General features: G+C 49.2%; 22 protein-coding genes. 8 read left to right on the top strand and 14 right to left on the bottom strand.

What is annotated here, in order from left to right; genetic code table 11:
* Positions 1-28: 28 nt before the first annotated feature.
* The 5 genes from RUW00_RS18135 to gerKA all read right to left on the bottom strand — a co-directional run bounded on the left by RUW00_RS18135 (position 29) and on the right by gerKA (position 6,024).
* Complete coding sequence (locus RUW00_RS18135; RefSeq protein WP_315956723.1) at positions 29-520, bottom strand: GNAT family N-acetyltransferase; 492 nt, start codon at positions 518-520, stop codon at positions 29-31.
* 13 nt (positions 521-533) lie between these two features.
* Positions 534-1,859 (bottom strand): LLM class flavin-dependent oxidoreductase, encoded by a 1,326-nt coding sequence (locus RUW00_RS18130; protein ID WP_172869109.1) that lies wholly within the window; start codon positions 1,857-1,859, stop codon positions 534-536.
* A 168-nt stretch (positions 1,860-2,027) separates the two neighbouring features.
* Entirely contained in the window at positions 2,028-3,146 is a 1,119-nt protein-coding gene (locus RUW00_RS18125; RefSeq protein WP_014416891.1) for an endospore germination permease GerKB, read from the bottom strand.
* Positions 3,147-3,170: 24 nt separating this feature from the next.
* Entirely contained in the window at positions 3,171-4,397 is a 1,227-nt protein-coding gene (locus RUW00_RS18120) for a Ger(x)C family spore germination protein (protein ID WP_021495126.1), read from the bottom strand.
* A complete protein-coding gene (gene gerKA / locus RUW00_RS18115; RefSeq protein ID WP_280144845.1) occupies positions 4,384-6,024 on the bottom strand; it encodes a spore germination protein GerKA in 1,641 nt (546 codons plus the stop codon). The genes RUW00_RS18120 and gerKA overlap by 14 nt, the downstream gene beginning before the upstream one ends.
* Before the next feature lie 121 nt (positions 6,025-6,145).
* Between gerKA and RUW00_RS18110 the strand changes: the two genes are divergently transcribed.
* A complete protein-coding gene (locus tag RUW00_RS18110) occupies positions 6,146-6,367 on the top strand; it encodes a YczF family membrane protein (protein ID WP_014720711.1) in 222 nt (73 codons plus the stop codon).
* Between the two features lie 92 nt (positions 6,368-6,459).
* Here the strand turns inward: RUW00_RS18110 and RUW00_RS18105 are convergent, their stop codons facing one another.
* Positions 6,460-8,205 carry a right-handed parallel beta-helix repeat-containing protein gene (locus RUW00_RS18105; protein ID WP_280144844.1) on the bottom strand — a complete coding sequence of 582 codons (1,746 nt, stop codon included), beginning with the start codon at positions 8,203-8,205 and terminating at the stop codon, positions 6,460-6,462.
* Between the two features lie 278 nt (positions 8,206-8,483).
* Between RUW00_RS18105 and RUW00_RS18100 the strand changes: the two genes are divergently transcribed.
* Positions 8,484-9,962 (top strand): peptide MFS transporter, encoded by a 1,479-nt coding sequence (locus RUW00_RS18100; RefSeq protein ID WP_012116786.1) that lies wholly within the window; start codon positions 8,484-8,486, stop codon positions 9,960-9,962.
* A gap of 42 nt (positions 9,963-10,004) precedes the next feature.
* Here RUW00_RS18100 and RUW00_RS18095 read toward each other — a convergent pair whose 3' ends face one another.
* From RUW00_RS18095 to RUW00_RS18080, 4 genes are read right to left on the bottom strand one after another with little or no spacing between them, the layout of a single operon-like run.
* Positions 10,005-10,466 carry a hypothetical protein gene (locus RUW00_RS18095; protein ID WP_021495129.1) on the bottom strand — a complete coding sequence of 154 codons (462 nt, stop codon included), beginning with the start codon at positions 10,464-10,466 and terminating at the stop codon, positions 10,005-10,007.
* A complete protein-coding gene (locus tag RUW00_RS18090) occupies positions 10,466-10,693 on the bottom strand; it encodes a non-oxidative hydroxyarylic acid decarboxylases subunit D (protein WP_007410250.1) in 228 nt (75 codons plus the stop codon). Before RUW00_RS18090 ends, RUW00_RS18095 begins: the two co-directional genes overlap by 1 nt.
* Positions 10,694-10,710: 17 nt before the next feature.
* Positions 10,711-12,132: a phenolic acid decarboxylase BsdC gene (bsdC, locus tag RUW00_RS18085; protein WP_012116784.1), complete on the bottom strand. Its 1,422-nt coding sequence runs from the start codon at positions 12,130-12,132 to the stop codon at positions 10,711-10,713.
* 2 nt (positions 12,133-12,134) lie between these two features.
* Complete coding sequence (locus RUW00_RS18080) at positions 12,135-12,749, bottom strand: non-oxidative hydroxyarylic acid decarboxylases subunit B (protein WP_088005476.1); 615 nt, start codon at positions 12,747-12,749, stop codon at positions 12,135-12,137.
* 91 nt (positions 12,750-12,840) lie between these two features.
* Here RUW00_RS18080 and RUW00_RS18075 point away from each other — a divergent pair, with 91 nt between their 5' ends.
* From RUW00_RS18075 to RUW00_RS18050, 6 genes are all read left to right on the top strand, one after another.
* Complete coding sequence (locus RUW00_RS18075) at positions 12,841-13,713, top strand: transcriptional regulator BsdA (protein ID WP_003156371.1); 873 nt, start codon at positions 12,841-12,843, stop codon at positions 13,711-13,713.
* Positions 13,714-13,842: 129 nt separating this feature from the next.
* The gene (gene tcyA, locus RUW00_RS18070) at positions 13,843-14,640 is read left to right on the top strand and encodes a cystine ABC transporter substrate-binding lipoprotein TcyA (protein WP_020955311.1); all 798 of its coding nucleotides are present in this window, start codon (positions 13,843-13,845) and stop codon (positions 14,638-14,640) included.
* The gene (locus RUW00_RS18065; protein ID WP_003156375.1) at positions 14,627-15,331 is read left to right on the top strand and encodes an amino acid ABC transporter permease; all 705 of its coding nucleotides are present in this window, start codon (positions 14,627-14,629) and stop codon (positions 15,329-15,331) included. Before tcyA ends, RUW00_RS18065 begins: the two co-directional genes overlap by 14 nt.
* Positions 15,332-15,343: 12 nt before the next feature.
* Positions 15,344-16,087, top strand: coding sequence for a cystine ABC transporter ATP-binding protein TcyC (gene tcyC / locus RUW00_RS18060; RefSeq protein WP_121984539.1), 744 nt, complete (start codon positions 15,344-15,346; stop codon positions 16,085-16,087).
* Between the two features lie 117 nt (positions 16,088-16,204).
* Positions 16,205-16,816, top strand: a complete 612-nt coding sequence (locus RUW00_RS18055) for a YczE/YyaS/YitT family protein (protein ID WP_014416881.1) — start codon at positions 16,205-16,207, stop codon at positions 16,814-16,816.
* A gap of 98 nt (positions 16,817-16,914) precedes the next feature.
* Positions 16,915-17,589 carry a 4'-phosphopantetheinyl transferase family protein gene (locus RUW00_RS18050; RefSeq protein ID WP_014416880.1) on the top strand — a complete coding sequence of 225 codons (675 nt, stop codon included), beginning with the start codon at positions 16,915-16,917 and terminating at the stop codon, positions 17,587-17,589.
* A 35-nt stretch (positions 17,590-17,624) separates the two neighbouring features.
* Here RUW00_RS18050 and RUW00_RS18045 read toward each other — a convergent pair whose 3' ends face one another.
* From RUW00_RS18045 to RUW00_RS18030, 4 genes are all read right to left on the bottom strand, one after another.
* A complete protein-coding gene (locus tag RUW00_RS18045) occupies positions 17,625-18,935 on the bottom strand; it encodes an aminotransferase class I/II-fold pyridoxal phosphate-dependent enzyme (protein ID WP_280144843.1) in 1,311 nt (436 codons plus the stop codon).
* Positions 18,936-19,056: 121 nt separating this feature from the next.
* Complete coding sequence (srfAD, locus tag RUW00_RS18040) at positions 19,057-19,788, bottom strand: surfactin biosynthesis thioesterase SrfAD (protein ID WP_014416878.1); 732 nt, start codon at positions 19,786-19,788, stop codon at positions 19,057-19,059.
* A 19-nt stretch (positions 19,789-19,807) separates the two neighbouring features.
* Entirely contained in the window at positions 19,808-23,644 is a 3,837-nt protein-coding gene (gene srfAC / locus RUW00_RS18035) for a surfactin non-ribosomal peptide synthetase SrfAC (RefSeq protein WP_280144842.1), read from the bottom strand.
* A gap of 34 nt (positions 23,645-23,678) precedes the next feature.
* Positions 23,679-25,918 (bottom strand): condensation domain-containing protein (locus tag RUW00_RS18030; protein ID WP_315956721.1); only part of this gene is annotated, 2,240 nt, incomplete at its 5' end.

Raw genomic sequence — 25,918 nt, 5'->3', positions numbered from 1 at the left:
TGAAATCCCGCCTTTTCCTATTAAAATGTTAATCCTGCAATTGTTTTTTTAAATAAATGGTGATGTGCCCTTTTCCTAAATCCTTTTCGCCTGCACGGACGTAGCCTTTCCGCTCGTACATGCCGATCAGCCACGGATGCTTGTCCGCTGTGCCCAGTGACACGAAAGGCGCTTTTAATGTATCGCGGAGCACTGTATTCTCCAGCCACTCCAGCATGTCCGAGCCCGTCCCTTTCTTTCCGGTTTCAGGATCGACGGCGAACCACCAAATATGAGGGACACCGTACAGCCCGGGATTCGGCCCCCACGGCATCCGCAGAGAAATCGTCGCCAGAATCCGTCCGTCTTCTTCCAAAACGTAACAGGCGTTTTTTTGTATGTTATTTAAAACGAGTTCCTTATCCGCCGTGGCAGCGGCAAAGTTGATGCCGAGCTTGCGGATCGGTTCATACGCCCGCAGTGTCAGTGAAAGCAGCTCATCAGCGTCTGCCTCCGTTGCGAGCCGGTATTGTCTTGACATGATGAGCCCTCCTTTAGCCGGCATATCGGTTTGCCGGTTTTTCCAGTCCGAAATGTTCTCTGAGCGTCGTTCCTTCATACTCTTTTCTGAACACGCCCCGTTCTTGTAAAATCGGAATCACTTTGTCTACAAAAAGAGTGAGACCTTCAGGCAAAAGCGGCGGCATGATGTTAAAACCGTCACAAGCTTGTTTTCCGACCCATTCTTCCATCTTATCGGCAAGCTGTTCTGGCGTTCCGACAAAGATATGATGGCCTCTTGAACCCGCCACATATTTGTAAAGTTCGCGGATGGTCATGTTATCGCGTTTGGCCATCTCCTGAACGAGCTTGAACCGGCTTTTAACGGCATTCGACGCATCCGCATCCAATTCAGGCAGCGGGCCGTCAAGCGGGCAGGCGGAAAGGTCGACGCCGCCCAGATAGTTTTGCAGAATGTTCAGGCCGACAGACGGAATGATGAGGTCTTGGAGCTCTTCATATTTTGCCTGCGCTTCTTCTTCGGTATCGGCGATAACGGGAAAAATCCCCGGCATGATCGCGATTTTTTCAGGATCACGGCCGAAAGAAGCCGCTTGTTCTTTAATAGATTGATAGAATTCCTGCGCGGACTCCAAATGATTTTGCGCGGTGAAAATGACCTCCGCCGTTTTGGCGGCCAGCGCTTTTCCGTCTCCTGATGATCCGGCCTGAATAATGACCGGGCGCCCTTGAGGTGTGCGGGCGACATTTAACGGCCCTCTCACGGAGAAATATGTTCCTTTATGGTTCAATTCATGCATTTTGTCTTTATCGAAAAATGCTCCTGATTCTTTGTCACGGATAAAGGCGTCTTCCTCCCACGAATCCCATAATCCTTTGACGACTTCAACGAATTCTTCCGCGCGCTGATATCTGAGATGGTGCTCAAGATGCTTTTCGCCGCTGAAATTAAGCGCGGTCGATTCAATCGAAGATGTGACGACATTCCAGCCCGCGCGGCCGTTGGAAAGATGATCAAGCGATGCAAATTGTCTCGCGATATGGAACGGTTCGCTGTATGTGGTAGATGCGGTCGCCGTCAGACCGATGCGGGATGTGACCTGAGCGAGCGCCGACAGCAGCGTAAACGGCTCAAAGCGCGTCAGCACATTCGGATGTGATTTGCCGTCTATTGATAAACTGTCCGCCAAAAACAGCATGTCCAATTTCCCCCGCTCAGCCGTTTTCGCCAGTTCTTTGAAATAATCCAAATTCATGCTCGCGTCCGCCGGTGCCTGAGGATGTCTCCAAGAAGCGACATGATGGCCGGTGCCCGCGAGAAACACACCGAGTTTGATTTCTTTTTTCTTTGTCATGATGGATCTCCTTCTATTCTGAAATACGGTTCGGAAAATATTAACACCACTAAACCTATATTTCCTAGTAATTTTATAAGAATAAATCAAAATGTACAATTGTCAGGCAAGTTTGTCAATGCATTAAGACAAAAATCATGATATTTAAAAAAACCCGGCGCACCGGCCGGGTTATTTCTTCGAAACTGTATAGACGGTCCCTTTGACCTTTTTCTTAATAACGGCAATGATAAGCAGCAAAACGGGGAACAGCACTTGAAACGGAAGATGAATATAGATCGGCACAATGTTTAAGCCTTCATTCATGTGTTCCGAAAAATTGCTTGCGATGCTGATGGAGAGAATCAGCACCCCCAATCCGACCGGGAAGGCCAGCTGGGACGGATTTTTTTCTTTAAACAGCGTGGACACGCCCACGACAACCGCATATGTAAAAAGGCTGACTTTGAAAAAACCGCCGATGACGAGCACGAGCATGAAAAAGACATCCAGCCGGTCTAAAAACTCTTCCACTTTAATTGTCTGTATGGTGCTCAGCAGCGGAAATTGAGAGCGGAGCATTAAGTTGACGTCCAGCACACAAATATTAATCGCCACTGACATCGCCAAAAACAGCCCGCTGATGATAATCGCCAGAAATCCGGTTTTCTTCACCTTTTTCCGATCTTTTAAATAAGGGAAAATCATGACAAACACGATTAATTCACCGAATGGGATGAACATCGTCTGTTTAAACACGGAATAAATGACCGTTCCTGCACCCTCCGCTAAAACGGGCTGGAGAAATCTGAGGTTTATCGTGCCTGAGCTGATAATGAGGATCAGCCCGACGGCTGTCAGGAAATACATAATGCCAAACAGCAGCTCGCCGGCTCTCGCTATCACTTCAATTCCCTTTCTGACCGCAAATATCGCGGCGATCATCAGCATGGCATTCACAATTAAAAGCGGCGTGTCCTGGTAGGCGAAGGTGACAAGCATTTCGCCAAAATCCCGCAATACGCGGGCCGCGATATAAGCAAAATAGAGAATATAAAGAAGGGAGACAGCCCAGCTCAGATGTCTGCCGATCAGTTCGTTCATGTAATCTCTCGGAGAAGACTCAGGAAAAAATTGATACAGCGCCTGATAAACGTAGAAAAGCCCGAGACCGATAACGCACCCGAGAAGCACGGACAGCCACGCATCCCGCCCGGCCATCGTTCCCGGCGGGATCAATAACGAACTGCCCAATTCAAACAAAATGATCATAATAAACAGCTGACGCGTGCCGATTTTCGCATTTTCCATACGCTTCGCTCCTTTCTCCTCAAATCAATCATGCTCAAGCTTGTCTGAGAGAGGATTATTCCGCAAGCCCGTTCTTCTGATAATGACTTCCGTTTTGACATCTACGGGGAGATTGGGGAAATATTCTTCATCCCACTTCCCTTTGAACTTTTTCCATTTGTCCGGATGCTTCCGATAGATCAGGTCTCCGAAGCCGACGAAGTCATTCTTATGGGCTTTTATATCTTCAATCGATTTGGTGATATCTTTCTCAAGCTGCACGCTGAGCGCCTTTTGCATCGTCATCAGCACTTGCGGATCAGACAGATGGAAAGGGTATCTGACAGCGTCCACCAGCCCCTCGACCTGAGCATGCACGTGAATATACGGTTTTCCGTTCGGAAAAGTGGCCGTCACCTTTGTATTCTGGCGGGTGACCTGCAGACTGATTGCATGCTTCACGTTCTTCCAATCCGCATTGATGAACGTATGTTTGATCCTATTGAGCAGCCATACAGCCCCCACACTGTCGTCATCCTCAATCCAGTAATCCAGCCTCCCATCCTTTTTGAACACCGCCAGTCCGTCCGCTGACAGCACTGCTTTCGGTTCAGTCGTCTGCGTATTTTCCATCGTAGGACCGGCTTTATCGTCTCCGTGCATTTCATAACCAGGAATAAACGGCGACCCGGTCGGAGAAGCGAGATCAATCAGAACGTCCTGAAGGCTGGTTTTAATGACTCTGCCGTATTGTTCCTGCGTGAAGCTGAGCGTCTTGTTTACTTTATTGGAAGGGATTTTATCAATCGGCGTCAGCACTTTAATAATGTCTTCAGCCTTGCAATTATGCGCGATCACAACGGTTGCGGTCGTCCTGAATTCGGTGTCGCGGTCAAGATTGTCCAGAATAAAACTGAGCCCTTCCTCTTTCGCCAGCTTTTCACTGAACACCACGAGATTCGTATGGGCAAAATAGAGCCTTCTGGACACTTTCATCGAGCCTTTTCTCAAAGCTTCCGTCATATTGTCTCCGGACACCGAATAGACGGAAACCGGAGGCCGGTCTCCCGCTCCGCCGCCCTGCAGGCCGCCGGCCACATTTCCCGGATTGATAATTTGAAAATGAAGGACATATTTTCCCGTTTCGGTCCGGTCAATACCGATGGCGGAGATCACCGCCAAATCGGTCAGCTCCCTTTTATCCCAGCATCCGGATACAAACATAAGGGAAACCATCGTACAAAGGATAAGCATCCATTTACGTCTTTTCATTACCGTCGCCCTCTTCTAGATCTTTATTAACCATTCCTCTGGATGTCTCCGGTTTCGGTCTTTGATGTTCCCCTTGGCGCCTGTTGTTTTCCTGCACGAGCAGTCCCGGCCTTTTTTCATCCGCCCATAACGGGGCGCGGAGGAGGGAATCCTTCAGTCCGCCCGGGGTTAAAGGAGCGAGCGGGGACATATACGGAAATCCGAATGAACGCAGGCCGCACAGATGGACAAACATCATGATAATGCCCAGAATCAGTCCGTAAAATCCCATAACCGCCGCTGACAGAATAAAGAGAAACCGGATCAGCCGCGCAGATATCGCCATGTCAAAAGCCGGGGTCGCAAAGCTGGCAATCGCCGTCAGCGCGACGACGATAACCATGGCCGGGGAGACGATGCCGGCCTGCACGGCGGCCTGGCCGATGACAAGCGCTCCGACGATGGAAACGGCGGAGCCGACAACTCTCGGAAGCCGGACACCCGCCTCCCTGAGAATCTCAAAGGCCACTTCCATCGTCAGCGCTTCAATCACGGCCGGGAACGGCACCGTCTCCCGCTGGGCCGCGATGACAATCAGCAGCTGGGTCGGAATCATTTCCTGGTGAAAGGTCGTCGCCGCCACATAAATCCCCGGCGCCACCAGTGAAATGAAGAAGATCAAAACCCGCAGCACCCTGATGCTAGTGGCGATATCAAATCGTGAATAATAATCCTCAACGGATTGAAAAAATTGAATAAATAAGGCCGGCGCGAGGAGAACGAACGGCGTTCCGTCCACGATAATCGCAAATCGTCCTTCCAGCAGATTCCCCGCCACAACGTCCGGCCGCTCTGTATGATATACGGTGGGAAACACAGAAAACGGCGCGTCTTCAATGAGCTGTTCAATGTAGCCGGATTCCAGAATGCTGTCGATGTCAATGTGCTTCAGCCGCTTGCGGACTTCCTTAATCAGCTTTTTATCGCAAATTCCGTTAATATACATCAGCGCGACATCCGTATTCGTTTCGTGTCCGATCTCCATTTTTTCAACCCATACATCAGGCGTTTTTACATACCTGCGGATCATGGAAATATTGGTTTGCAGAGATTCAGTGAATCCCTGCCGCGGGCCGCGGAAAGAGACCTGGGTGCTCGGCTCTTGAATGGACCGGTGCTCTCCCCCTTCCGTGCTGGCGATCAGCGCCTTGTCAGCCCCGTCGACAAAAATGAGCGTGCTGCCCGCCACCAGCCCGGCATAAAGACTTTTCCATTTTTCTTCCTCTTTCACCCCGCCGATCGCAAGCGTTTTATCGTATATCAGGCAGACCGCTTGTTCCGGCTGAACGGACGGGATGTCGATTAAATCCTCCAGAAGGGATTGGCTGACGAGCTGTTCGTCTACCAAACCGGCGATATACACAATTGCGGCCGGAAGCTCTTCTTTTCCGATTTTCAGCCGGCGGATGACGACATCGGCACTGTTGCCGAACCTCTCAGACAGCTTCTTCATATTTTGCTTTAAGCTGAGGGAGATCGGCTCATCCCGCTCTTTGTCCGGCTGGCTGTCCGCTTCTTTTCTGCCTTCATTGTCACGGTCTTTTTGATCGGCTTTTTTTTGTTTCTTCTGCTTAAAAAATGGCGGCATATCGCAAAAAACCTTTCCTCGTTTTTTTCATATTCTTCCTGTACGGCAAAAGATTATGCACGGCGGAAAGTCTGTATAAGTTCTGCGTAATCGAAAAGGATAAAAAGGGAGAGTGATGCGCATGAAAATATTGGGGGTTTCATTTTTTTTGCTTGCTGCCTGTCTGATCATTTCAGTGACGATGGATATGCTGCAAGGTTTCAGTTTCTATGGAGCGGTCCAAAACAACCTGTCCGCTTTTAAATTGACCACCTTCTCAGAATGGCTGATGCTGTTTTTATTCGCCCTCTTTTTAATCAGAGAAATGATCGTTTTATATAAATCAGGTAAAAAAGATGCCTGACAGGCGCACGGCTGTATTGTGTCAAAAAAGAACACATCCCTCCTTCTTTCGGAGTTCATGTGTTCTTTTTATGTTTCCGGCGCAGATTGTTTTCAGATGACGATATTTCCGCTTTCCGTATCTGTCGTGTGTTTCACAATGACGCCTTTGATAATGCGGTTGCCGATGATTTTAGTACTTGCGGAGGAATTGGTTTGGATGGCGGAAGCAGAAACGGCGGAAAGGTTGTTGATGGTATTGCCCGAAACGAGGGAATTGGAGGCTCCGTTCAGATAGATGCCGATCGGGCTGCCCGCCGTTCGGTTGATCGTGAGCGTATTGTCTATGACTTCATGCGTGCCTGAGTTCAGATACACGGTAACGATAAGCGGTGATGATTCAAAGCGGTTGCTGATGACAGAGGTTCCAGAGGATGTTGAACTGAAAATGGGATAGTTTTTGTAGCTTTTGAAGAGATTTCCCTTGATGACAGCCCTGGCGTCATTTGTCACAGATACGGCATAGGACTCCGCGGCGCCCTGATACGCATTCGGAATGAGCGTATTTCCTTCAATAACGGCATTTCCGCCTGTGACCCATATGCCCCGGCTGAATGATTTCAGCACATTCTGTTTTACGGTGATATTGCCGGCTGACATGCTGATTCCGTCTGTCACCTGATTCAGAGTGTTATTCATAAAGACGGCGTTTTCCGACAGCGTCGCCCGCATCCCCGTGCTTCGTCTCGTTTCGGAACGTCCGTTTTCAATGACATTGCCGTCAACGGTCACATCTTCTGCCTGATAGACGGAAATGCCCGTATTTTCAAATTGATTGATTTTGTTATGGGTGACGAGGACGCTTTTTCCCCTTACATCTATTCCGGTGGAAAAACCGGTAATCAGATTGTTGGAAATGACGGCATTGCTGCTGTCCTGTCCTTGTGACACACCTTGTCCGGCGACTGCGGTCCTTGAGCCGCCGTCTGACCGAAAGAAAACATTCCCCGAAATGACGGTATGTGCCCCATACCCGTAGCTGATTGTGTTATCGGAATGATTTCCTTCAATTAACACATTATATCCGTTAAAGTTGGTGACTGAGCTTGCGGCGTTTCCGGAAAAGAAGTTGTTGCGGACCGTAATATGAAGAGCTTCTTCATAATCAATATCGCCTTCTCCGTACGATTCAATATCGATTCCGAATTTCGGAGCCGTTCCGTTCCCTTGCCCGGCGTCTTCAATTACACATTCTTCCACCGTAACGGTATTGCAGCCGGTGATTGAAATGTTGTTCCGCCTCGATTGCCTGATCTCACAGCGGCGGATGGTCACCTGTTCTGAAGTTTCGTAATCACTGTTTGTTTTTAACCCGAGCGGGCTGACAATAATGCCGTCTCCCGTAAAATCGGAAATCTTCACATTTTCGATCAGCACATTGCTGCTGCCTTCAATACAGATTCCAAACCCCCATTCATGGGTCGACCGCAAAGGGACATTGGTATACGTGTGTTCATCCCGTTCCCCGATAATCCGGCCGCCGGTGATGGTGACATTTTCACGCCTGCCTATATAGAAAGCCGAGTAGCCCCAGGAGCTGTTCGGCGCCACTTTAATCGTGCATTCCGGATCTAAAACGATGGTGAGATGGCTCGGCACGTTAATCCCGGCGTTCCGAAACGGCTGGCTGCTGTCCCCGCCAAGCGTGCCGTTGATTTTATACGTTCCGGGCGGAAAAAACACCGTATGACAGCCTTCGCTTACGGCTCTGGCCAAGCATTGGTTGATGGCGCCCGTCACGTCGGTTTTTCCGTCTGCCGCCACACCGCAATCCGTAATATCCAATATACGATTCGGCAAGTGATAATCTCCTCCTTCCTCTCTTATTGTCATCTTATTCCGCCATATCCCGCTCCGCCTGTACATACTTTAAATTTTATTAAAAAAGTTTATAAAGATAGTTTCGTCAGATAATATAACAAAATAAGTCATTGGAATTAGGAAGATTCGTCTATATTCAACGTTTTAATATCTTTTCATTCTGGAATTTTTTGAATTCAGTATAAATTATATTGACACAAGTATTATATAAGAATATGATTTTTGTAATACACTTTTTTAAGAAAGGGTTGGCTCAGGTGGCATCTATTGATAAGGACTCTATAACAGAAACTGTGCCGCAACGAGGCTTTTTCGGTCATCCCCGCGGCTTGTTCACACTGTTTTTCACCGAATTTTGGGAGCGTTTCTCCTACTATGGTATGAGAGCCATATTGCTTTACTATTTATACACGGAAGTCGCTCATGGCGGTCTCGGCTTTGATAAAACGACCGCAGTTGCCATCATGTCCATATACGGGTCTCTCGTATACATGTCGAGCGTCATCGGCGGATGGCTGGCCGACCGGGTATTCGGCACGGCAAACACCGTATTTTACGGCGGAATTTTAATTATGTTCGGGCACATCGCTCTTGCCTTCCCTGGCAGCACGGCGGCGTTTTTTACCAGCATGGCTCTGATCATTATCGGAACCGGCCTGCTTAAACCAAACGTATCCAGCGTTGTCGGAGATTTATATACGAAGGAAGACGAGCGCCGCGACTCAGGTTTCAGCATCTTTTACATGGGCATCAACCTCGGCGGATTGCTTGCGCCGCTAATTGTCGGAACACTCGGACAGAAGTACAACTACCACTTAGGCTTCGGATGCGCCGCGGCCGGTATGTTCCTCGGACTGATTGTTTTCGCTCTTACGAGAAAGAAATACCTCGGCAAAGCAGGCTCCAATGTACCGAATCCGATTTCTAAATCATCAGTGATCGGCACGGGAATCGGAGTGGTCATCGCAGCAGCCGTTATTATCGTTCTGATCCAAACCGGCTGGCTGACGATCCAGCGTGTGATTGACACCGTCAGTATCCTCGGCATTGTCATTCCGGTTATTTACTTTATCGTGATGTTCACAAGCAAAAAAGCGACGAAAACGGAAAAATCACGGCTTGCGGCTTATGTTCCGCTGTTTGTTGCAGCGGCAATGTTCTGGGCGATTCAGGAGCAGGGCGCGACGATTCTTGCTTTATATGCGGATCAGCGCACGAGACTTTCCTTTGCGGGCATGCATCTTGAGTCTTCATGGTTCCAGTCTCTGAACCCGTTATTCATCGTTATTTTCGCGCCGGTGTTCGCCTGGATCTGGATGAAGCTCGGCAAACGCCAGCCTTCAACACCGATTAAATTCGCGATCGGCATTATCCTTGCCGGATTATCATTTTTAGTCATGGTGCTTCCGGTTATGGGCGGAAGCGGCGAGCTTGTGAGCCCGCTTTGGCTTGTGCTCAGCTTCCTTTTGGTTGTGCTTGGTGAGCTTTGCCTTTCACCGGTCGGTTTATCCGTCACAACAAAACTTGCGCCTGCCGCTTTCTCAGCGCAGACGATGAGCATGTGGTTTTTAACAAACGCCTGCGGTCAAGCCCTGAACGCAAAAGTAGTCGGTTTGTTTGATAAGATTTCTGAAGCGGCCTACTTCGGCTCAATCGGTCTTGTTTCGATCATTCTCGGTATTATTTTGATTCTTCTGTCTCCCGTCATTAAACGGGCGATGAAAGGCGTACAATAAAAGAAAAGCCTGCGGAATCGTCCGCAGGCTTTTTTTATGCGTCTATCGTTTTAACTCCTCAAGTGTTTCTCTCCATCTCTTCAAGACATCTTCCGGTTCGTGTAGCTGGATGGCCGGTCCGGATGTCAGATCCGCGTATTTCGCCCGATCTTCCTTGACGGTGATCACGCGGCAGCTGAACCGTTCCCGCTCGTGTTTCGCCTCTTTCAGCGGCGGAAGCGCCTCACATTCCAATGTGACGTAATATGCGGCTCCGCCGTGCCAGGCGATGAAAAGCGCTTGTCCCGAATGCAGCAGGCTGCTTACGGTCGTCGTGTTTTTCCATAAGGCAAGCCGGAGATTCGTTCTGCTCACGGCCACGATTTCACCGGCGCTGATCATGGCCGCGTGCGGACGGCCTTCTTTTGTCACGGATTGGAGCACAAATGCGTCGTGCTGCTTTTTTTCAAGCTCCGTCCCGTCTAAAAGCGTGTAAAGCGCCTCCGGCAGCTGCTCCGTCAGCATTACGCTTTTCTTTCCGGAACAGCGGGAACATGTGCGGCCGTCTCCGTTTCTTTCGGATCAATTTTAAATGCCGGGTTGAATGCCGCCGGATTCGTGATGCTTTCCGGTTCACAGGATCTCCATGTGAAAAAGCAGGTTTGGCATTGGTATATTTCCCAAGCGCCTTTGACCGGCGATTGGCTGACAGTTTCTCCTTTTTTCGATTCACAGCGCGGGCATGTTTTCATTGCAATCTCATCCTTTCTTATTGATTCATTAAGTCCATCAGTTTTTGTTCCCACTCTTTCGTTGTCAGCGGAGAATCAAGCGGCTGAGAATAATGGCCTCTTGTTTCCGGCGCGACAGGCGTTGTCGCGTCAAGAATCATTTTGTGTGTCATCCCTGCCGGATCAGACCCCGGGTCAAGCGGAAGGACGGACAGGTCAGGAATGATGACTGCATCGTGTTTCGGATGCATTTTCGTTGAGAGCGCCCACATGACTTGCGGGAGGTTAAACGGATCGACATCCTCATCCACGACAATGACCATTTTGCAGTAGCCGAGTCCGTGCGGCGTGGTCAGAGCGCGCATGCCGACCGCCTTGGCAAAGCCGCCGTAGCGCGTTTTCGTGGAAATAATGGCGATCAGCCCGTGCGTATACATCGCGTTCACGGCGACAATTTCGTTCGGATAAGCTTCCTTGAGCTGCTGGTAAAGCGGCACGCACGTATTAATGCCGATCATATAATCGCACTCCGTCCACGGCATGCCTAAGTATAAATGTTCAAAAATCGGATTGTTTCTATGATATACCCGTTTGATTTTGATCACCGGCATGCTGCGGCCGCCTGAATAATGGCCCGTGAACTCACCGAAAGGTCCTTCGTATTCCCGTTCTCCCGCAAGGATCTCTCCTTCCAGAACGACTTCAGCGCCCCAAGGGATGTCTAAATCAGACAATTTAGATTTGACGATTCTGTAGGGCTCCCCTTGAATCGCGCCGGCCATTTCATACTCGGATTGATCGTATAACAGCGGAGTTGACGCAGCTGTCGTAATCACCGGCTCACAGCCGAGCGCGATCGTAACGGGAAGATTCACGCCGCGTTCTTCAGCTTGGCGAAGATGAATCGCAATATCATGCTGAGGCACGGGCTGAATGCCGAGGCGGTCTTTTCCCTTTACCTGCATTCTGTAAATGCCGACATTCTGCTTGCCGAAATTGTCCGGATCTTCAAGATCGCGGGAAATGACACACGCTTTATCCAAATAGTAGCCGCCGTCCCCCTGGTTGATTCTGAATAGCGGAAGGATGTCAAAAAGATTGATATCTTCCGTTATTTCATTTTCATGAAACGGCGCGGTTTCTTCCCGTTTGACCGGCACCGGAAATGCATCGTACCGTTTGGCAAACTCAAAGAATTGTTCTTTTACAGGCGTATCTTTCGGCATGCCGAGCATCATCGCGTGATTCGGCCACGAGCCGATGACATTCAGAGCCACCTGCGCATGGTGATGTCCGTAAATATTGTTAAACAAAAGCGCAGGGGTTTTATCCCCGAGATTGCTGGCTGCACGCGCAGCGGCGCCCAGATCCGGCTCCGGTTTTACCTCTTCGTTGACTGTTAAGAGCTGCCCTTCTTTTTCAAGAGCGGCGAGAAATTCCCTAAAATCCTGATAGGCCATTATCAGATTCCTCCTTTTTGTTTTTCAATTCCGTACCACCGTTTCGCTTCCGGCAGACGGATGCCGAACTGATCGAGCGTCCGGAACACAATATGGTCGATCAATTCATCCATGTCAGCCGGCTTGTTATAAAATGCCGGCATCGGCGGAAGAATGACAGAACCCATTTTTGTAAGCGCTAGCATATTTTCTAAATGGATTTGGCTGAGCGGCGTTTCTCTAGTCAGCAGCACAAGTTTTTTCCGCTCCTTCAGAATGACGTCAGCCGCTCTGGTCAGCAGATTGTCAGCCATTCCGGTGCGGATGCTTGCCAGTGATTTCATGCTGCACGGAGCGATGATCATCCCGTCCGTTTCAAACGAACCGCTTGAAATCGCCGCCGCCTGGTCTTTGTGAGAATACGTATAGGATGCGAGTTTCTCGACATCTTTTAACGTATAATCGGTTTCATGTGTAATGGTGACATTTGCCCAAGGAGACACGACAAGATGGGTTTCGATCTCCGCAGCTTTTAAATATTCTAAAAGCCTGATCCCGAATATGGCTCCCGTTGCCCCGGTCATTCCGATGACGAGCTTCATATTGACCCCTCCTTTACGCTTGAAATGTGGTGTCAAAACCATCATACTCCTGATATATCCATATGAAAAATATTCGTTAAATCTATGTATCATACCTTAAAGGTATAAAAGAAAGGAGCGCGTTCTCATGGATATCCGGCAATTGCGTTATTTCATCACCATTGCCCAAGAGCAGAAAATCACGACGGCCGCCAAAAAGCTTCATATGGCACAGCCGCCTTTAAGCAGACAGCTGAAACAGCTCGAAGAAGAATTGGGCGTCATTCTGTTTGACCGCAATAAAAAGAAACAAATGACCCTTACATATGAAGGAAATGTCTTTTTGAAAAGAGCGAAAGAGATTCTTCATAAGTTTGAGGATGCCATAATCGAGGTACAAGAGCTGAAGGAAGAAGTGGCCGGCACACTTGCCGTCGGGTCAACCATTTACTGCGCAGCGCTCATGCTTGAGAAAGTGTCACAGATGAAAGAGCGGTTTCCGCATCTCACCTTTAACATTTGGGAAGATGAACCCGTCTCACTGCTCGAGCTTCTGGAAACCCGGCAGATTGACGCCGCCGTGACCACCACCTTGATTAAAAACGACGGCATTGAATCGAAGGAGCTTGAAGACATTCCGTGTGTATTGGTGCTGTCCGAGCATTCAAAACGACTGTGCGGTGAAACGATTAAACTGAATGACATCGCCTCTTTGCCTCTGATCCTTTTGCGTACCGTCAATGGAAGAGGTGTGTATGACCAAGTCCTCCAAGTTTGTGAACAGTACGGTCTCGACCTTCAGGTTGTCTGTGAATGTCATGACTCCGCGACGCTTTTGAGCCTCGTATCGTCAGGGTTCGGCGCCACGATTCTGCCTTTGACGATGATTCCCGTCCATATGCGCTCGCATGTCAAAACGGTTATCATCGAAGACAACCCGTTTGTCATGACACCGGCCGTCATCTGGAGGAAAGACAGCTACCTGCCGAAGCCTGTCAGACAGTTTTTGGAATTATTTTGATCTCAGAACACGAAGAATTCCCGCTTATGAAAACCAATTACTTGACTCATACTAAAAAAAAGTTATCCTTTACAATTGGGAGCTATTTTTTCTCAATAAAACTACTCAGAAAAGTGGGGAATAAAGAAGATGAAAAAAGCATTATTCGCTTTGTTCATGATGGTCAGCATCGCAATGCTTGCAGCCTGCGGAAACTCACAGGACAGCGGATCTAAGTCAAAAGACGGCGATCTTTGGGCTTCTGTCAAGAAAAAAGGCGTACTGACCGTCGGCACAGAAGGAACGTACGAACCGTTTACCTTCCATGATAAAAAGAGTGACAAACTGACCGGATATGATGTTGAAGTGATTCAAGAAGTCGCGAAACGCCTCGGTCTGAAAGCTGACTTCAAAGAAACGCAATGGGACAGCATGTTTGCCGGATTAAACGCGAAACGGTTTGACGTCGTCGCCAACCAAGTCGGCAAAACAGGCCGTGAGAACCAATATGATTTTTCTGATAAATACACAACGTCAAATGCAGTCGTCGTGACGAAAAAAGACAGCACGATTGCGAAAGAGGCTGATGTCAAAGGAAAAACAGCGGCTCAGTCATTAACAAGCAATTACAATAAATTAGCGAAAGAAGCCGGCGCGAAAATTGAAGGCGTTGAAGGCATGGCTCAATCCCTTCAGCTCATTCAGCAGGGCCGCGCTGATCTGACTTACAACGATAAGCTTGCCGTACTGAACTACTTAAAAACGTCCGGCAATAAAAACGTGAAAATCGCGTTTGAAGCAGGCCAGCCGCAGCAGACGTATTTCGCATTCCGAAAAGGAAGCGGCGAACTTGTGACTCACGTCAACAAAGCGTTAAAAGAAATGAAAGAGGACGGGACTCTTTCTAAAATAGCGAAAAAATGGTTCGGCGAAGATGTTTCTAAGTAACATGCCGGAGCCTGTGATTGCAACAGCCATTCCATGGGATTTGGTGCAGCAGTCATTCTGGCCGATTCTTTCCGGGGGAATCTATTACTCGATTCCCCTTACCATTCTTTCCTTTATTTTCGGAATGATCATCGCGCTGATTACGGCGCTCGCCAGAATGTCAAATATGAAACCATTGAGGTGGGTGTTCAGCGTATACGTATCAGCGGTGCGCGGCACTCCTCTTCTCGTTCAATTGTTCATCATTTTTTATCTGTTCCCGACATTTAATATTACGCTGGACCCTTTCCCAAGCGCAGTCATCGCGTTTTCATTAAACGTGGGCGCCTACGCTTCTGAAATCATCCGGGCATCTATTTCATCCGTGCCGAAAGGGCAATGGGAAGCCGGTTATACGATCGGCATGACCTATCGCAAGACATTGTTCCGCGTGATCCTGCCGCAGGCATTTCGCGTGTCCATTCCGCCATTATCAAATACATTTATCAGCCTGATCAAGGATACATCTCTCGCGTCACAGATTCTCGTCGCGGAGCTGTTCAGAAAAGCGCAGGAAATCGGCGCGCAAAACCTTGATCAAATCTTGGTCATCTATATTGAAGCCGCCTTTATTTATTGGATCATCTGCTTCTTGCTGTCAATCGTACAGCATGTGATCGAACGGCGTCTCGACCGTTATGTGGCCAAATAAGGAGGTTTCGATATGCTTTCCGTCAAAGGATTAAATAAATCATTCGGACAGAATGAAATTTTAAAAAAGATAGATATGGAGATAGAAAAAGGGAAAGTCATCGCCATTCTAGGGCCGTCCGGTTCAGGAAAAACGACGCTTCTGCGCTGTCTGAACGCGCTTGAGATCCCCAATCGCGGCGAGCTGGCATTCTCAGATTTTTCAATAGATTTCTCCAAAAAAGTGAAGCAGGCTGATATTCTTCGCCTCCGCCGCAAATCAGGCATGGTCTTTCAGGCGTATCATCTGTTTCCTCACCGCACGGCGCTTGAAAACGTCATGGAAGGACCCATTCAAGTGCAAAAGCGCGACAAGGAGCAAGTCAGAAAAGAAGCGATGGAGCTTCTGGAAAAAGTCGGACTGAAAGACAAAATGGATTTATATCCGTTCCAGCTTTCCGGCGGTCAGCAGCAGCGGGTCGGCATCGCCCGCGCGCTTGCGATTCAGCCCGAGCTGATGCTGTTTGACGAACCGACATCAGCGCTTGATCCGGAGCTGGTCGGCGAGGTGCTCAAAGTGATTAAGGATCTGGCGAACGAAGGCTGGACGATGGTTGTCGTCACGCATGAAATCAAATTCGCGCAGGAAGTGGCCGATGAAGTCATCTTCATTGACGGCGGCGTCATTGTGGAACAAGGACCGCCGGCCCACATTTTTTCCGCGCCGAAAGAAGAACGCACGCAGCGGTTTTTAAATCGAATACTGAATCCTTTGTAGGAGCGGGAGAAGAAGCGAAACACTGATTTCGCTTCTTCTTTTTTTTGGCGGTTATGCTACAATGACAATTAATGAAATTTTATGAAAGAAGGGACCTCTTTGAAGCGGGAATTCTTGATGCGCTGGACGTTTTATTTTGCCGGTCTGTTGATTTTGTCTTTCGGGGTATCGTTAACCATTAAAGGAAAAGCTCTCGGCATCAGCCCTTGGGATGCCTTTCATTATGGGCTTTTTCAGCATTTCGGGCTTTCTGTCGGACAATGGTCCATCGTGGTCGGCGCGGTCATCGTCGCTTTAACCTGCCTGTTCACGAGGACACTCCCGAAAATCGGCGCTATCTTAAACATGGTGCTGATGGGAATGTTTATTGATTTCTTTTCGTTTCTGCTTCCTGAGGCGCACGCTTTTTCCTTAGCGGCCGTGTTCTTTTCTATCGGATTGCTGCTGATCGGCTGCGGCGTCGGTATTTACGTATCAGCAGGGCTCGGCGCGGGCCCCCGGGACTCTCTGATGATGCTGATATCTGAAAAAACGGGCTGGAACGTACAATGGGTGCGGAACGGCATTGAGCTGACGATTCTTGCCGCAGCCTGGATGATGGGCGGACCGATCGGCGCCGGAACCATTATTACGGCTGTTTTGACGGGGCTGATTCTGCGTTTTTCTTTGCCGCAGTCCTCTAAACTGTTAACATACGCGATCTCCGGGCGGGCAACGTCCGTTCATTAAAAACAAAGCCGAAACGGTTTTGTTTTTTTATTTTCGGACAGCTTTCGTCTGATATGATAGGATGGTTTTGACAATATTTTCAGACGGAGGATCTGGACATGAAGATTTACGGAGTATATATGGACCGCCCGCTTTCTGCAGAGGAAGAGGATCGGATGATGGCGGCCGTGTCCGCCGAAAAGCGGGAAAAATGCCGGCGCTTTTACCATAAGGAGGATGCTCACCGCACCTTGATCGGCGACATGCTGATCCGCACCGCTGCGGCGAAGGCTTACGGACTTGATCCGGCCGGGATTTCATTCAGCGTCCAGGAATACGGAAAGCCGTACATCCCCGCGCTTCCGGACATGCACTTTAACATTTCCCACTCCGGGCGCTGGATCGTGTGTGCCGTTGATTCAAAACCGATCGGCATAGATATTGAAAAAATGAAGCCCGGCACAATTGATATCGCCAAACGTTTTTTTTCGCCGACGGAATACAGTGATCTGCAAGCGAAACACCCCGATCAGCAGACCGATTATTTTTACCACCTGTGGTCGATGAAAGAAAGCTTTATCAAACAGGCCGGAAAAGGGCTTTCCCTGCCGCTTGATTCATTCAGCGTCCGCCTTAAAGACGACGGCCATGTGTCCATTGAGCTCCCGGACGGACATGAACCTTGTTTCATCCGCACATATGATGCGGACGAGGAGTATAAGCTGGCCGTTTGTGCGGCGCATCCCGATTTTTGTGACGGGATTGAGATGAAAACGTATGAAGAGCTGCTGTAAGCATAGAAAAAGGAGGGTGTCCCCCTCCTTTTTTGTCAGCCTGATATTTCCGCCTGTTTCTGCAGCTGCTTTGCTTCTTGATAAATTTCTTCGAACAGATCCGCGATGTGTTCTTCTTCAACACATGAAAATGCGATTCGCAAATCGGTTTCATTAATGGATATCGTTCCGATTCCTCTCTTTTCAAGCAACGACACTCTCAATTCGCCGGCGTTTATGTCTTTCAGCCGGACACACATGAAATAACCCGAGTTAAACGGATAAGGCGTCCATACGTCTTCATAGTGCTTGTTTTCTGCAAGAACGGCTTTCACTTTGTCAGCCCGTTTTTTCATGATGTTATATTTCAGCGATTTTTCTTTCTCGTATTCCGGTGACTGCATCGCCCGAAGCATGAATGTTTGGGACGGGTGCGGGGCGCTTGAAATCGTTCCCCTGATAATCCCTTTTGTTTTTTCCTCGAGCACGCGCAGCGCTTTTTCGCTTTTTGTGCTGTACGTAATAAAACCGACGCGGAAGCCCCATGCGTAATTTTCCTTCGTCGCGCCGTCTATTTTCACGCAAAGCACCCGGTCGTGCACTTGGGCGAGTTTGCTGAAGATGGATTCCTGAATGGCCGTTTCATCGTAAAATAGATTGTAATACGCATCGTCTACGAGCACGACAATCTCTTTGCCGGCCTCCGCCGCCTCCAGAATCACGCTGACGATTTCTGACGCTTCCTCTTCCCCCGGCGTATAGCCTGTCGGATTATTCGGGAAATTCAGCACGACAATCGCCTTTTCTTCCTGCTTTTTCAGCAGCTCGGACAGCCCCGCCGCATTAAAACGCCCATCCTGCTGAAAAAGCGGGTACGTCTCAATGGATGCCTTGCGCCGGACACCGAAAATGAAATTGTAATTTCCCCAATATTTATCAGGCAGAAGCAGCGTATCCCCTTCATTGACGAACAAGTCGGCGGCAATGCTCAGCCCGTGTGTTAAAGCGTTTGTCACGATCGGCGTGCTGATGTCTTTGCTGGCTAATGAAGGATTTTCGAGACGCATTTTTTTCAGCCATTCCTGTCTGAGCGGCTCTTTTCCCTGCGGCGGAGCATAATCGTAGATATCATCGGGGTTATAGGCGGACAGTGTCTCTTGAATATGGGAAAAGTGCATGGACTCGCCTTGTGAGGTGGCAATCCCGATCGTGGCATTATACTTTCCGGCCTTGGCTTTCGCTTCCGCCGATTGTGTCAGCACCCCTTTCGGATAAAACAACTCTCTGCCCAAATCAGAAAGCATATGAAGCACGTGCGGGTTTTCTTCAGATAATGTTCTGTTCAGCTCTTTTGCTGCATCATTCATGTACGACAATCCCTTCAAAATTATATTCCATCAAATCATAACATAAAATTTTTGATAAATGAGAAAACTCGCAGGCGGATTTTGTTACAAAAAACAGACAGCGAATGCTGTCTGTCATATCCTATAACAATTGGCCTGCAGTGCTCCTGTTAATAATCTCATAAATTCGTTCCGCCACTTTTTCAGTTTCACTTAATATGAACATGTGGCCGTCCGAAAACTCATGAAATACGGGATTGCCGGCCCATTTTTTCCATCCGTCCGCATCTTTGATACATTTTTTATCCTTCCGCCCGTTAAAAATATGGACGGGTGATTGAATGATGTGAGAATCAGACGGACGGAAGCTTTCAAGCGCGCGGTAGTCGGATCTGAAAGAAGGCAGGAAAAATGACATGACCTCCTTATTCTCCACTAACTCCTGCGGCATTCCGCCAAGTTCGATAATATGGGCGAGAAATTTTTCATCATCAAGATGAGACACTTTTTTCCTTTCCACATGCGGCGGCTGAATGGCTGAGATGATCACGGCCTGCGGGTAAATGCCCTCCCGCTCCAGCTTTTGCGCCAGCCTGAAAGCGACCATGCCTCCCATACTGTGGCCGAACAGCACAAACGGGCGGTCAGGATGGAGATTCAACTCCTGCTTGTATAAACTGACAAGCTGTTCAAAATCCTCAACGGGGGACATTTGATTTGTTCCGTGTCCCGGCGGTTCCGCGGCAAGCATCTCACACTCACCTTGAAGATAGGTGTGGAGCGGGCGGAATGATGCGGAATAGCCTCCTGCGAACGGAAAACAGATAAGCTGCGTTTTTTCCGTGGTATCGAACGATTTAAAGAGCTGGACCATTGGCGGGCTTCCTCCTTTTCTATCGTGAAGTTGTCAGCTTCGGATGTTCCTTCCTTAGGAATTCGAGCAAATATGCCGCATTCCTTTCGAGACATTCTCCCTGAAGCATTTCTGCGTGCGTGCCGCAGCCTTTTTTCACACGGCATTCACCTGTCGTGGCTTCCTCCCACGCAGCGAGCCACGGCGGCATCGCAAAGTCCGGTTCTGACGTTAATAGATCTATATCCGCATTAACCGTGCCGGTACTGACGGTATGCACGAAATAAGAATAAAACGCGTTTGTTTTTTTGGCGAGACCTTCTTTGACGGCTTCGTTATTCAGCGCTTCATTGTCCCGGTTTACCTTCATCAGCGCCTGGACATCACTTTCTACGGTGCGGCCTTCTAAGTCGCTGACGCCTTGTTTTTTATAAGAATCAACCATGATCAGCCGCTCCACTTTACGTCCTTCGGCTTCAAGCCGTTTGGCCGTTTCAAAGGCGAGCGTGCAGCCTGCCGAGTATCCAAACATCTTGACCGGTCCTTCCGGCTGGAGCTGATTGATCAGCTCTGTGTAGCGTTCGATGCGGTTGTCTTCCTCGATAAAATCAAACGCACAAATTCTATAGCCGGACAGCTGTTTTGCCAGCGGCTGGTACATCAGCCCGTAACCGAGAACCGGCGGGAACGCAAACAGTGTGTCAGACTGATTTTTATTCATGATGGTGAGATCTTTCATACCTTTTTCTTCACCGTGAAGCAGATAACCGGCAATGTCTGCGATTGTCGTCGCTTCGAATAACAGCTGCACCGGAATGTCCGTACCGAGCTCTTTTTTAATGCGCGACGCTGCCGTCATCGCTTTTAAGGAATGGCCTCCGAGCGCGAAGAAATCATCATGAATCCCAATCTGCTGTCTGCCGAGGATGTCGGACCAGATGTGTGCAATTGTTTCTTCCGTCGCGTTTCGAGGCCCGATCCATTCTTTCGCCAGCTGAGTCTGATCCGGTTTCGGCAGCTCCCGTTTATTGACCTTCCCGTTTGCCGTTAACGGAAGCTCCTCTAAGAAAGTAAAGGTTTGCGGCACCATGTAAGCAGGAAGCTGTTTTTTCAAGTGCCTCTTTACGTCTTCAGCTGAAAGCGGCGTCCGGTTCACGAGGTAGGCGTTGATTGATGCATCTCCGGACTCATGAAGGTCCGCAACAACGATCGCATCTTTCACACCCGGGTATTCCTGCAGCTGCTTTTCGATTTCTTCAAGCTCAATCCGGTGTCCGCGTATTTTGACCTGGTCGTCAATGCGGCCTGCGTATTCAATTGTTCCATTCGGCAGCCAGCGTGCTAAATCCCCTGTGCGGTAAAGCGTTTCTCCCGGCTTGAACGGATTTGGGATAAACGTTTGCTTCGTCAGGTCATGACGGTTCAGATACCCTTTTGATACACCCATTCCGCTGATGCACAGTTCACCGACAGCCCCAAATGGCTGAAGCTGATTTTGCCCGTTAAGAATATAAACACTTGCATTGCTGATCGGCTTTCCGATCGGCAATGAGGAAATGGAATCCGGGATATCATGCACGACGTGAGCTGTCGCAAACACCGTGCCCTCAGTCGGCCCGTAGCAATTAATCAGCTTGCCAGGCCCCATGATCTCAAGCGCCTTTCTGACGTGAGGCACTGACGCGCGCTCACCCCCGAATAACACACAGCGAAGCCCCTTCAGCCACTCCTCTCCCGCATCGGTGAGAAGATTAAAAAGTGCGGTTGTCGCAAACATGACATTGACATTCTCCTGCCGGATCAGATCAGTGAGCCGTTCTGTATCAAGCAGTGTATGTTCATCTGCGATAATGAGCCGTGCCGCATTCAGTATTGATGCGTAGAAATCAAAGGTAAATGCGTCAAAGGCGTAATTGGAAACAGATAAGAACGTATCTTTTTCAGAAAATGCCATGTAATCTACATGCTTGACCAATCCTTGAATATTGGCATGAGTGGTGATATTGCCCTTCGGCTTTCCGGTTGTGCCGGATGTATACATAATATACGCCGGATCATCGGGATCAATTGCGATTGCAGGATCGCTTGCCTGTTCCTCAAACCGTGCTTGATCATCGATGATGAGTGTTGTTCCTGTATACGGCAGCTGAGCCGCTTTTTCTTTCATCTCCTGATGTGTCAGCAGACAGGCTGCCGCACTGTCAGCCAGCATATACGAGATTCGGTCTTCCGGCAGCTTCGGATCAACCGGCAGATAAGCCGCTCCCGCTTTTAATACGCCGAGAATGCCGATCACCAGTTCAAGCGAGCGCTTCGTGTATAACGCGACAACGGAGCCTTTGCCCGCACCTTGCTTTTGCAAACGGCGCGCAAGACGGTTCGCTTCCTCATCTAATTCACGGTAGGAAAGAGTCTGGCCGGAATACGTAAGCGACGGCGCATCAGGATTTACATTCACCGCTTCCTTGAACCAATCCGTCAGAGGCTTCGCCTGATGAGTCTGAGCCGGCGGGTTTAAGCCGGTAAGCAGAAGCTCTCTTTCCTTTTCATCAACAAGTCTGATCGTATTGACAGGCTGATCCGGCTTCTGGATGAGCTGCTGAATCGCTGTGAGAAGCTGAGATTTTAAGCGCAGGATAAACGCCTCATCAAACACATTCCCGTTATAGGCAAGCTTAATCAGCATTTCATCACCTGGAGAAGCCATCAGGTTGAGATCATAATTCGATTTCTCAAAAACATGGACGTCCTCCATATCAAAGCCGTTTTCACTGTTCTCTTCATTTTTTGCATCCTGAAGCGGATAATTTTCAAACACAATGATGTGGTCAATCAGCTTTGGCTGATCGGCTTGGCTTTGGATGTCATAGAGCGGCACATATTGATGCGGCTCAGACTGCAGCGATTGCTCCTGCAGCTGCTTGAGCAAGCCGTTAAATGTGGTATCCCCAGACAGCTTCACCCGCCTCGGAACAGCATTGATAAACAGCCCGACCATATGTTCAACGCCTTTGATTTCTGCGGGACGCCCGGAAACGACTGTGCCGAAGATCAAATCGCCGGACTGCTGGTAGCGGCTGATTAATACACTCCAAACCGCCTGCAGCGCCGTACTCAAAGTGGTATGCTGCGATTTTGCAAGCTCGGTAAATGCTTTTGTTTCCTCCTCCGGCAGTGAGAAGAGCAGCTCTTTCGGCTCATAGCCGTCCTTTTGTTTCTTTCTTTGCTCCGCAAATGTCGTTTGTCCTTCAAAATCTTCTAAGTACCCGCGCCAGTAATGCAGTGATGCTTGTTTATCCTGCTTTTCAAGCCACTTGATATAGTCTTTATACGGTTTGACCGGCGGCAGGCTGTACGGCTTTTGTTCGCGCAGGGCATTGTATACCTTAAACAGATCCTGCACGACGATGCCGAAGCACCAGCCGTCCAAAATGATGTGGTGGTAGCTCCACACCCATTCAAAGCTTTCTTCTGATTTTTTAAAAATGGCTGCCCGCATCGGAATATCCCGCGTCAAATCAAAGCCCTTGATCTTATCCTGTTCTTTGTATTCATTGATTTTGGCTGTTTGCTCGCTGTCCGTTACATGTGTCAGATCGATTTCTTCTATCTGAAACTGCCGTTTTTTCAATACGACTTGGACCGGCCTTTTTACTTTTTCGTGAATGAACACGGTACGAAATACATCGTACCGGTCCATGATCACATTCATGCTTTCTTCAAGGCATTTGATATTCAAGCTGCCTTTTACTTTCATTGTCATTTGTTCGATGTAAAAACTTTGGCCGGGATTCAGGAGAGTATGAAACAGCATTCCCTCCTGCATCGGCGACAAATAATACATGTCCTGAACTTGATCTTTTTTGAACTGGCTCATCTGCTCCGCTCCCCCCTTCTGTGATCTGTTTTTGTCACGTTAAATTCTCCTCAAGCATGTCAAAGATGTCTCCCATTTCATCCATCTCAAGATCCTGCGCGCTGAAATCGCTCGGCGTAAATTCTTTCTCCTCTTTGGCCGTGCAATGGCGGATGATCATTAAAAGATTGTCTCTAAACCGCTGCATCTGTGTTTCGACGGTGCTTCTTTCATATTCTTCCTGATTGTATGAGCAGGAAATGACGAAGCGGCCGCCTGTAACCATCCCGCTGAAGCTCAGTGCGTATAACGCCTCTGACTCTTCGCTGACTTGACGTCCCATATCATATGGAGACGGCTCAAACCATTCCGTTTTCACTTCATTGTCAAACTGCCCCAAGTAGTTAAAACTGATTTCAGGCGCGGCGCCTCTTTCTGTTTCATCGGATGACAGATACCGGAGAATCCCGTATCCTACACCTTTATCAGGAACGCGCCGCACCGTCTCTTTTACCGTTTTAATAACGGAAGAGACGCCGTCTTCCTTGCTGATCTGCAGAATCAAAGGATATTGGGCCGTAAACCAGCCGACCGTCCGTGAAATATTGATATTCGGTATGATTTCTTCCCGGCCGTGTCCTTCTAAGTTGATGCCGACTTTGCCGTTTTCCGTCCATTCACCGATCGTTAAGCCGAGCGCGCTGAGCAGAATGTCGTTGATTTCCGTTCCGTACGGATGATGAACATCTGTGAGCAGCTGTGCCGTTTCTTCCTCAGTTAATTCACATTTCACGGCCGCCGTATGTTTGACGAGCCGTTTGTTCGGATCATGATCTTTCGGCAGCGGCTGGAGTTCTTCCGCATCTGCCTGCGTCCAATAATCCGCCTGCTTTTTCAGCTCTTCTGATTGCGCAAATGTGTTCAGCGCCTCCGCCCAATCTTTAAAGGAGTGGGTTTTCTGCGGGAGGACGATGCTGTTTTGCTGCTGCGCCTGTTTATAACCTGAAGCGAAATCCTCAAGCAGAATTCTCCATGAAACCCCGTCCACGACGAGATGGTGAATCGCGATTAACAGATGATCGCCTTGTTCTGTCCGGTATTGCTCCGCTTTTAACAGCGGACCGTTCTCCAGATCAAGACTTCCCTGAAGATGATCGGCAAGCCGCTGAATCTGGCTTTTCAGCATATCCTCGTCAGTTCCGTACAGATCAACGATGTCAAAGCTTGCCTTGCATTCTGTGACAGGGAGGTATGTCTGAATGATGCCTTCCCTTTCTTCACGGTAAACCATGCGGAGCGCATCATGGTGTTCAATCAATGCTTGCAGGGTTTTTTCCACCAGGTCCGGATCAAAGCCGTCTTTCGCGTGAAGCATGACGGATTGGTTCCAGTGGTGTTTGTCCGTGAAGTTTTTCTCAAAGAACCAGCGCTGTATCGGCGTTAACTCCGCTTCGCCTTCGACAGGTCCCTGGTCGGCCTGCTTGCCTTCCGTCCGCTCCACATAAGAGACGAGTTCTTCGATGGTTGGATGCTGGAAGAGGTCTTTCATCTCCAGCTTGTAGCCATGCTGGTTCAGGCGGCTCGCCATTTGGATGCCTTTGATCGAATCGCCGCCGAGCGTGAAGAAATTATCGCTTACGCCGATCTGGTCAAGACCGAGCACTTCCTGCCAAATGTCGGAAAGCAGCGTCTCCATCTCCGTTTCCGGCGCTTTATATACGGCGCTTCCCGCTTCAATGTCAGGCGCCGGCAGGGCTTTTTTGTCAATCTTTCCGTTTGCGGTGACCGGAAGCTCGTCCATCTCCACCCAGAACGCCGGCACCATGTAGTCAGGCAGCGTGTCTTTCAACGCGGATTTGAGCGCTTCAATATCGTCCTGCTGAGGCGCGACATAGGCGCAAAGCGCGGTATTGCCCGCTTTGTCTTCCACCGCCGTCACCGCTGCGTCATGAACGTCCGCAAGCTGGGCGAGGCGGACTTCGATTTCTGAAAGCTCGATTCGGTAGCCCCGCACTTTGACCTGCTGGTCGATACGGCCGATGTATTCGATGCCGCACTGCGCGTTCCATTTGACGAGGTCGCCGGTCCGGTACATGCGCTCGCCGAGCACGAACGGATCTGCGGTAAACCGCTTCGCCGTTTCTTCTTCACGGTTCAGGTATCCGCGTGCCAGACCGCGGCCGGCCACACACAATTCACCGGCAATGCCTTCCGGCTGCACCTGATCGCCGTCGCCGAGAATATAAACTCTCGTATTGGCAATCGCCCGTCCGATCGAAAGCGATCCTTCCTCCG

The sequence above is a fragment of the Bacillus sp. IS1 genome (assembly GCF_032461585.1).
Taxonomy (GTDB): domain Bacteria; phylum Bacillota; class Bacilli; order Bacillales; family Bacillaceae; genus Bacillus; species Bacillus velezensis.
This window is presented reverse-complemented; position numbering and strand designations above follow the sequence as displayed.